6 protein-coding genes, 1 tRNA gene and 1 pseudogene are annotated in these 9092 nt (G+C 62.3%); 1 reads left to right on the top strand and 7 read right to left on the bottom strand.

The window, feature by feature from the left end; all coding sequences use genetic code 11:
* Positions 1–99: 99 nt before the first annotated feature.
* Positions 100–176: transfer RNA gene (locus tag ACFP1K_RS40400), tRNA-Pro, on the top strand.
* A 1350-nt stretch (positions 177–1526) separates the two neighbouring features.
* On the opposite strand, the gene ACFP1K_RS40405 is transcribed toward ACFP1K_RS40400, so the two are convergent.
* The 7 genes and pseudogenes from ACFP1K_RS40405 to ACFP1K_RS40435 all read right to left on the bottom strand — a co-directional run bounded on the left by ACFP1K_RS40405 (position 1527) and on the right by ACFP1K_RS40435 (position 7703).
* Complete coding sequence (locus tag ACFP1K_RS40405) at positions 1527–2681, bottom strand: site-specific integrase (protein ID WP_380763768.1); 1155 nt, start codon at positions 2679–2681, stop codon at positions 1527–1529.
* A gap of 130 nt (positions 2682–2811) precedes the next feature.
* The gene (locus tag ACFP1K_RS40410; protein ID WP_380763770.1) at positions 2812–3261 is read right to left on the bottom strand and encodes a hypothetical protein; all 450 of its coding nucleotides are present in this window, start codon (positions 3259–3261) and stop codon (positions 2812–2814) included.
* A gap of 144 nt (positions 3262–3405) precedes the next feature.
* Positions 3406–4317 carry an IS3 family transposase gene (locus ACFP1K_RS40415; protein WP_380763772.1) on the bottom strand — a complete coding sequence of 304 codons (912 nt, stop codon included), beginning with the start codon at positions 4315–4317 and terminating at the stop codon, positions 3406–3408.
* Positions 4318–4365: 48 nt separating this feature from the next.
* On the bottom strand, positions 4366–5199 hold the full coding sequence (locus ACFP1K_RS40420; protein WP_380763774.1) for an IS30 family transposase: 834 nt from the start codon (positions 5197–5199) through the stop codon (positions 4366–4368).
* Positions 5196–5486, bottom strand: coding sequence for a helix-turn-helix domain-containing protein (locus ACFP1K_RS40425; protein WP_380763775.1), 291 nt, complete (start codon positions 5484–5486; stop codon positions 5196–5198). Before ACFP1K_RS40425 ends, ACFP1K_RS40420 begins: the two co-directional genes overlap by 4 nt.
* Before the next feature lie 70 nt (positions 5487–5556).
* A pseudogene (locus tag ACFP1K_RS40430) lies at positions 5557–5868 on the bottom strand (transposase); the annotation flags it as partial.
* 479 nt (positions 5869–6347) lie between these two features.
* Positions 6348–7703, bottom strand: coding sequence for a helix-turn-helix transcriptional regulator (locus ACFP1K_RS40435; protein ID WP_380763777.1), 1356 nt, complete (start codon positions 7701–7703; stop codon positions 6348–6350).
* Between the last annotated feature and the right edge of the window lie 1389 nt (positions 7704–9092).

The following is a 9092-nucleotide window of genomic DNA, read 5'->3' on the forward strand; positions in this document are numbered from 1 at the left end:
CCCATCCTCCCCCCACCACCCCCACCCCGTCGAACACTCCCGTTACGCAAGCCCTCTAGATCTGCGCTAAGGTTGTTCTCGCCCACCGAACACGGGCAACGGGACGTAGCGCAGCTTGGTAGCGCACTTGACTGGGGGTCAAGGGGTCGCAGGTTCAAATCCTGTCGTCCCGACCAAAGGTCAGGGGCCCCTTCCGCAAGACCGGAAGGGGCCCCTGACTGGTCGTACAGCAGCAATGTACAGCTACGGGGCTGTGTTGGCAGTGCTCGGAGAGGTGTCGTCGGCCCAGGCGAGCTGGTCCCCTAGCCCCGCTTTAGAGCCTCTTTGGTGACCTCGGCGGGAACCTGTAGATGTCCATCGCGATGCTGATCCGGCTATGACTGAAGGATCTTCAATGCGGTCCGCAGGGTGGACATCGAGGGCTGCGGGTAATGGCCCACAAGTGTGCAATAGACCTCATGATCGCTATTGAGGGGCTAAGCTGACTCTGCCGTAATTACACCACGGCGCGTTAACCGATTCTCGTCTCAAGACTCGTGATTGCGCGGAAATATGTCACACTTGTGGATTCCAGCATTATGGGGGCTCGCTGGAGGATTTGCCTTCGCGTCGGTCGATTTATATCGCCAATTAGAAACTCAGCCCATTGGCGAGAGCTAATTGGCCTACATGCAATAAGCATCCCCCTAACTGCACTCGTCGGCGCAACAGTCGCGGGATACGCTGCGTACATCGGGCAGATAGACGGAGGGCTTATACCATTTTCTTTGGGTGTAGGCGCTCCGCTACTGCTACGATCGATTGGTAGAGCAACCGCTGGCACAAATCCCCCGAATGAGGAGAAGGCGCGAGAGCGCCTACAACTCGCCGAGGTGCAATTAGCTGATGCATTAAAGCAAGATTCACAAATAGTCCCAGAGGGTATACCTGGAGCGTCGGCGCGACTCAGAGACGATCGCTTAGCTCTCCAGGCGTTGTGGGAAGTGACGCACTCCAGACTGGACCTGTATCATCAAATAGCAACCGGACAAGCACGCAGGAGTTTTATCACGGCCCAAATTGCCATGGTTACCGGATTTGCCATAATAGTTGGATCGCAATACTGGCAGCAAATGCTAGCACCGTGACCGGTGCTGTAACTATAGGATCGCTCGGCGCCGTATCAGCCGCTTTTGCCGGGTACGTTGGTCGCACGTTTGTGCGCTCCCAAGAGAATGCCGCACTGCACTTGCGTGCGTATTTTGACCAGCCGCTACAATTCTCCCGATATCTAGCTGCGGAACGTTTGATGTCTAGCGCAATCGACCTTGGCCTAGCCGAGCGGACCGCGATTCTCAGTGCACTTGTACAGGGCATTGTCACCAACAGTGTGTACCAAGTTAATGACACTGCTGATGGGGCGGAGAAGACAAAAATTGGGTGAGATGGGTACCCTAACAGCGTCCACGTAGGGATGACCGGGGGTCAGAGGCCCCTCCCGATCACATGAAGAGGCCTCTGATTGTTCGTGAAGCAGTAATATGCAGCTACGGGGCCACAACAGCAGTGCTCCGGGGAGTATCGTCGGCACCGGTGAGCCGGTCTCCTAGCCGCTTCAGGGCCTCTCGGGTGACCTCGGCGGGGACCTGAGTGTAGATGTCCATCGTGATGCTGATCTGGCTATGCCGAAGGATCTGCATCGCGGTCCGCGGGTGGATGTCGAGGGCCGCGAGCAACGATCCGCAGGTGTGCCGAGTGTCGTGTACGCGGATGGCCCGGACGCCGGCGTGCGTGCCCCGGTGGAGGAAACTGCGGTTGAGGTTGCGCGGCTCGATCGGTTGGCCGGGTCGGGTCGTGAAGACCAGCCCCTTACCGGTCCACCGCTGCTTGCGAGCTGCGCACTCGGCTTCCTGGCGCTTCTGTCGAATGCGAAGCGCGGTGACACAGATGGCCGGGAGCGGCAATACATCGGTCGAATCCTCGGTCTTGGTGCGCTCCTTATGGATGAGTTGTCCGCGCACCCGTTGAAGCTGCATACTGACCGACAATTCGCCGGACTCCAAATCCACATCTTCCCACCGCAGGCCCAGAACTTCCCCCTTCCGCAGTCCCAGAACGAGAATCAGCACCCATGCGGCATACAGCGGGTCCTCGTGCTCCCGCGCCGACTCCAGGAATTGCCGGGCTTCGTCCACGCTCCATGACGACCGTGCCTGCAGACGCTTTCGCATTGTCGGAAGCTTCACCATTTTAGCGACGTTGCGGGACAGGATTTCCTCGGTCTGCGCGTGACTGAGGGCCGCCCGTAGGGTATTGCGCGCCGCCTGAATCGTTCTCTTGCTCGGATACGCCTTGCAACACCTCCTGATGGCGCAGCATCGCCGCCGCTTGCGCGGGTCGATGTGATGTTCCGGCCTAGCAGCGTCCTTGCCCTGTGCGCAACACTGGCACGTAGCGGGCAGCTTGTTGACCCATTGCTGAACGTCGCGAACGGTCAGGCGGTCCAGCCGTTTGCGACCCAGCTCCGGCACCACGTATAAACGAGTAAGCGTCTCGTACTGGGCATAGGTTTGAGGTTCCCGATTCGGTTCGATTACTTCACTCAGCCAGTACGCCATGTACCTTTCCACGGTCGGCATTGCGGTAGCCACTGGCTTGTCCTTGGCCTCGTTGATCAGCTTGACGTACTTGTCGTGAACCACTTCCCGAGTCTTGCCGTAGACCCATTTCTTTTCCTTTCTCCGCTGGGGGTGGTGACCCAGACGTAAGCGGCGTAGCTGTTGCGGTAGGGGAAAATCGAGCCTTCGCCGTTGGCCCGGGTGCGTCGCTTGGTCATTGGGGCCGTCCGAAGCAATAGCGGACGACGGGCCGTCCGGCGTGGTCGATGGTGTGGGGGTGGCATACGCCTTCGCGGGTGAGGTCATCGAGAGCGGCCGTGACCGTGTCCGGGGACACGTTGATGCCATGGTGGGCGAACAGGTCGCACAGTTCGGCATGGCTGAGCCCTCGATCGGCCGCGAGTTCTAGGGCGTCACGGATGGTGTCGCGGATCTGGTCGGGGTCGGGCGGGGCGTCATCCTCACCGGCGGCCAGCGATTCCAACCAGCGGGCGTAGCTCAGGACGCTGATGCGGACTTGGCCGTCCGGCCAGATCACCCCGGCGGGTACGTGGCCGGCGGCTTCCCACTCCTGCCAGTCGGAGAGGGGTACCCGTAGGTCGGTGAGGATGTCGGAGATGGTGAGCCAGTCGAAGGGGTCGCGACCGGAGGTGGAGAGCATCATCGGGCGCTCACTCCCGCTTCGTTCTTGAGGCAGGTGATGTACTCGGCGATGGCGGTTCCGGGGACGCGGGCCGCGCGGCCTTCGTGGACCAGGTACAGGCGTCCGGCGTTGATGTGAAGCCGTCCGGCTTTGATGGAGGGCTGCCTACTTTGTTTTTGCTGTCGTGAGTGGGCTGTGGTTGTGACGGTAGTAGATCGCTTCGAATTCCGCTGGTGGGCGGTGATCGCACGCGGTGTGGAGCCGACGGTGGTTGTACCAGTCGAGGTATCCCAGGGTCGCGAGCTCGACGTCGTCCAGGCCCTTCCAGGGGCCGTGGCGGCGGATCAGCTCGGCTTTGAACAGACCGTTGAACGACTCGGCCAGGGCGTTGTCGTAGGAGTCGCCGCGGCTGCCCACCGAGTTGACCGCACCGGTCTGGGCCAGGCGTTCGGTGTAGCGAATCGATAGATATTGCACGCCGCGGTCGGAGTGATGCACCAGCTGGGACAGATCGGCTGACGGCTGGTGACGCCGGCGGCGCCAGATGGCCATCTCCAGGGCATCCAGGGCCAGGTCGGTGCGCAGGTGCGTGGCGGTCTGCCAGCCCACCACCATGCGGGAGTAGACATCGATCACGAACGCCGCGTATACCCATCCCGACCAGGTACGGATGTAGGTCAGATCGGCTACCCACAACCGATTGGGCGCCGGTGCGCGAAAGTCGCGCGCCACCAGATCTCCGGGTCGATCGGCCTCGTGGCCAGGGATGGTGGTGCGTGCGGCCGCGCCCCGAGACAGCCCGCGAATGCCCAGCTCCCGCATCAGCCGGCGCACCGTGCACCGGGCCACCTGATGGCCGTCGCGGCGCAGCTGGTGGTACATCTTGCCGACGCCGTAGCAGCGATAGTTGTCCTCGAACACCCGCATGATCTCGGTCTTGAGCCGTTCATCGTGCAGTGCTCGGGCCGAAGGCGGGCGGGACCTGGCGGCGTAGTAGGTCGAGGTCGCATGTTCCAGCACCCGGCAGATGGGCTCCACGCCGAACCGGTCGCGGTGGGCGTCGATGAAGGCATTCATCTGGGCGGACGTGGGTCGAGTTGGCTCGCGAAAAAAGCCGACTTAGATTCAAAGAGTCAAGGCAACGCATTGGGCCGGGGTTCGGTAGCCGAGGCACTTGCGGGGACGGTTGTTCAGTCGGGCGGCCAGGGCGTCGAGGTCGGCTTGGCTGTACAGGCTCAGATCGATGCCCTTCGGTAAGTACTGCCGGATCAGTTTGTTCGTGTTCTCGTTCGTGCCCCGCTGCCACGGGCTGCGCGGTGCCGCGAAGAAGACGTCGACGCCGGTCGCTTCGGTCAGCAGCCGGTGGCCGGCGAGTTCCATGCCGCGGTCCCAGGTCAGAGTGCTGAGCAGGCGAGCATCCATCAGTGAGAACGCCTGCTGCAGAGCGGGGATGACCGTCGTGGTGTGACGGCTGGGTAGTGCGACCATGGTCAGGTAGCGGGACCTGCGGTCAACCAGCGTCGCGACCTGGCTGTTCTTGGCTCCGACGATGAGATCGCCCTCGAGATGGCCGAGCTCGCTTCGGGCGTGGGCTGCGTCAGGCCGTTCCTCGATCGGCCGTGCCCCGGTGATTTGGGAACGCCACTGGCCCTTGACCGTGTTCTTCTTGTTCTTGCGGATGGGACGGCGCGTGCACAGCTTGGTGCACAGCTCACGCGAGATCACTTTCCACCGGGTCGTGTAGATCGCGCGGTAGATGCTTTCGTGGCTGATCCGCATAAGCGGGTTGCCGGCGTGCATCAGCCGCAGATGTCCCACTATCTGCTCAGGGGACCACTCGTTGTCGAGTAGTTCGATCACGAGCTGGCGCAGCACCGGGTTGTCCTGCAGAGCGGACGGTTTCGGGCGACGTGCCTGCTCTTGAGCGCGTTGCTCGGCGGTGACCGCGCGGTACTTCACTCGGCCGCCGTTGCGGGCGACCTCCCGACTGTGGATGCCGGGCGTCCGATCGACACGGCGATCGAACGCAGTGAGGCTCCAGCCTCGAGGCCGCGAGAGATCAATTCCCGGTCCGCGGCGCTCAAACGATCGGCCCGGCGGGCCCGCGCGGCCGGCGCGATGCCGCCATGGTGCTTCAGCACCGTGAAAATCGACCCCGGGGGCTTGCCCAGCGCCCGGGAGATCACGCTGATGGAATCACCGGCGCGCCACCGCCGCCACAAGTCTTCCTTCACCGCGTCCGACATTCCCGGCCGACCCATCCGAGCCACGATCCACCCATCCACGAGCAGTGTTGCGTTGATCGTCTGAATCTAAGGATGCCGTCTTGAGGATCTCGTTGGCCCGGCGCAATTCCCGGACCTCACGTTCCAACTCGGCGATCCGCCTGGCCTCATCACTGGTCGTTCCCGACCGCTTGCCGTCATCGATCTCGGCCTGGCGGACCCAGGACCGCAGCGATTCCGACCCAATCCCGAGCTGACGAGCCACCCGGGTAATCACCCCGTGCGACTCCCCGGACCTCTCGATCGCCTCGTGAACCATCCGCACGGCCCGCTGCCTCAACTCCGGCGGATAGCGACGCTGGGAGGCATGCGAGGAAGAGGATCGATTAGACATGGGCTCCATCCTTTCCAACCGCAGGAGCCTCCATCAATCCCGGACGGCTTCAGGCCATATGCGTCGTTCCTGGGACGTGCGGTTTTACCTTCCGCACTGCGAGGGTGACCGGTGCGGCGATCATCCGCCACCCGTTCACCGCTTTCACCGTGGCCGCATCGGGTCACTGCTGCGGTGCTCCGGTAGGGGGGTCGCTCGGGTCGCCGGCCGCCAGTCGCAGCCGGGCCGGCCGATCGCTTCGGCGGCGGCGATGTGGCCGACCTCATAGGCGGTGCGCACCCCGGATACCGACTTGCTGGCGGCTGCGGCCAGGTAGGCCAGGGTTGTAGGGGCGAGGGGCGGTCAGATCGCGGCCGTAGGCGACCAGCAGCTGGATTTCTTAACTGAGCGAGACACAGATCGCGGCCCGCTTCGGCGCCCGGCTGAGTACGGCCGTGAAAAGCATCCCGTTCCCGGTTTGCTCCCACACAGAGATAGTCAGGATCGACTCAGTCCTCGCTCGGTGAGGCTGGGGTGAAAACGCGGTTCAGGAAGTCCTCCCGGGTCTCCTCGTTGAGCTTTCCGTCGAGGGCCAGTGCAGTGGCCAGGGAGCTCTCGGTCACCTCACGGGAGATTTCGAGCCGGCGTTCCGCTTCGCCGATGATCTCGCTGATGGTGTGGGCAGCGGTGGAGGGGTGGTGACGGATCAGCCAGTCGATCATGCGGGTTACATGAGGCACGATGCCGTAGAAGTTCGGGTCTTGGTACATGGGCTCTGGGTTTCCGGCGGCGGCTGCACGCTTGCGGTCACTTTCATGTATGTCGCGATGAAGCTTCTGTCCGGTGACGAACTCGTCCAGGACGGCGTGGCCGATGGTGTTGGCCAGGTCCTCACTGGGGATGATCGCGTCGAGGCTGATGGCGACGTTCCAGCCGAGTTCCTCGGCGATCTGTTCGACTGCGTGCTGGGTGCGCCAGCGCAGCGCCCAGCGTTTGCGGCGGTCGGGGTTCTCCCACATCGTTGAGGTGAAGACACGGGTGAACCTTGTCCACAGTTCGGCCACGCCGATGGGCAGGGTGGTCGCGCCGACCTTGGCCGAGACGGCCTGGTCGAGGCTGTCGGAGGAGCGATGACGGCGTTCGACCCATTCCTCGGCCACCGGGCGGGCCCAGACGTTGCGGCCACTGACGGTGGCCTGCGGTAGGGGCACGTCTCCTTCACCGCGGGAGACGTAAGCCCGCAGTGTGGAAGGGGCGACGCCGGCCATCTGGGCCATCTGGGTGAGGCTGAGGAGCTGGTCGGCGGTGAGTTCGGGTGCGGAAAGCTTCACCAGGCTGAGCGAGGCTGCGGCTGTCTGGCGGTGAGCAGCCCAGGCGGCGAGATCGTCAAGCCAACGACCCTCGTAGGGAGTGTCGACGTCGACTTGATCAATGTCGAGAACGTGGCCGGTGCCGGAATCGGCGTCGCCACCGAGGAGGTCTGCCACGGTCACATTCGTCGCGGCAGGGACGCGACGGCGCACGTACTCCTCTCTGGCCCAGTCAAAGATCTGGGATGGGCGATACCAGGTGGTGCCGTCCCACCAGTAGCCACCGGAGCGGAACAGTAGAGCGGTGCCCAGGTAGTAAGAGTGGGCGCTGGCGACGTCGGCGTTGCGGTAGAGGATGACGGACCGGCCGTGCTCGGGGTGCCAGCGGATCAGCCAAGCGAGATCTTTGCGGACAGGGTCGGTGGTGAAGGTGACCCAGCCGCCATCGCGGGTTCTGTCGTGGCGTCCCCAGGTGCCGGTGCCGTGGCGGCGACCGATCGCCTCGACGGCGCGGGGGTCGTCGATGGGGATATGGGCGTCGTCTACGAAGGGCATGTCTGGGATGGGGTGGTCGGTTCTCCGCCCGTTGGCGACGGGCCGGAGCTTGTGCTGCGGCATTACGGCTCCCATTCAACACATGCGATGTAGTTATCTACAGCGTAGGCGATTAGTTGATACAGCGCTGGTAGCGATATGGCTACAACGCTGTTACTCGGTACGGCGAACGACATGGAAGATCGCCGTTTCTTACGGTTGACCACATCCCCGCGGACACCCCAATTTCCGCCCTGGCAGAGGCAGGCCGGTCAAGGACCCCACACGCCTGCGGGAACGGACCGAACCGTTGCGGCCCGTTGCGTGCCTGGGTCGTGACCATGGAACGCCGCTACTAATGAAATGCACGCTGCGATATGTCCTGACCGAAAGTCTCTGATCACGCCCACGCTAACGCCGTGATGAGAGAGGCGCGACTCGTGGCAGATTAGTGCGCGTTATATGTGAGGTGCAATGGTTCCCGACTTGTTGGAGCAGCTTTGGCGGATTTCATGAAGTGGGTTGCTCAGTGGTCCATGGTAGGACGTTACGGCTACCGATTACCATGTAAGCGGCAATATTCTCTCGAACCGCCACATGTTCCGAGACGACGAATGCGAAGACAGGGCAGTCGGCAAGCGAGAACCTTTCCCGCAATTCCTGAAGCGAGCGTCCACTGCTGACATTCCCTTGAATGATCCAGCAGCGGTTGCCGTCTAGTTGGAAGCTTTCCGGCCAAAGAGCGCCGATCCGGGGATTTTTGCCACGAGTCTCGTACCGCATGTCAAAGACAAGGACGGATGGTGGCTCATATCCCAGATCTCGAATCACCTTCGCCACCATCCCAACCGCGATCGCCCCTCCGGGGCCAATTCCGACTAGGATTTTCTCCGCAGTCAGCTCACGAATGAGGTGGGTATGAACGTAGTCCCGTACGGCCCTGAACAGAATAAACCACCTAAGAGGGCCCGCCACAACGGAAACCAGTACCACTCCTAACCCGGAAAACAAGATAAGGAGAACGGCAAGGGGCACAGAACCCTTGGCCCCCGCGGCCTCAGCAACAGTCCACACCAATCCGACTAGCGATCCGGTCATTACCACCGCACCCGCTGCAGTTACAGACCTACGTTGGTCGAAGATCCAAATGATTCTTTGAAGCCAGAAGACGCCAGGCGAAGGCATAGCGAACTATGTCTATGCCCAGTCCTGAGGAGCAAGCAGAACGACGCTACTGTGGCCGTAACGTAATCACAAGTTCAACTCGACTGGAACGAGGATGAACTGAACCGCGCCGGGTTTCGTGGAGACTCTGGTGTGTCCCGAGTTAAGTGGAGGTGGATTACTGGATTCTTGTGCCACTCGTTGAAAGGAGAGTGGCATGGGACGACGGGGCTATCCGCCGGCGTT

This window comes from Sphaerisporangium aureirubrum (assembly GCF_042658925.1).
Classification (GTDB): Bacteria; Actinomycetota; Actinomycetes; order Streptosporangiales; family Streptosporangiaceae; genus Sphaerisporangium; species Sphaerisporangium aureirubrum.

What these genes read in the sequence shown, in the direction of transcription:
- ACFP1K_RS40410 (WP_380763770.1), bottom strand. Translation starts at nt 3,261, where the DNA reads ATGATGCTCTCCACCTCCGGTCGCGACCCCTTCGACTGGCTCACCATC.
- ACFP1K_RS40415 (WP_380763772.1), bottom strand. Translation starts at nt 4,317, where the DNA reads ATGAATGCCTTCATCGACGCCCACCGCGACCGGTTCGGCGTGGAGCCC.
- ACFP1K_RS40425 (WP_380763775.1), bottom strand. Translation starts at nt 5,486, where the DNA reads ATGTCGGACGCGGTGAAGGAAGACTTGTGGCGGCGGTGGCGCGCCGGT.
- ACFP1K_RS40435 (WP_380763777.1), bottom strand. Translation starts at nt 7,703, where the DNA reads ATGCCCTTCGTAGACGACGCCCATATCCCCATCGACGACCCCCGCGCC.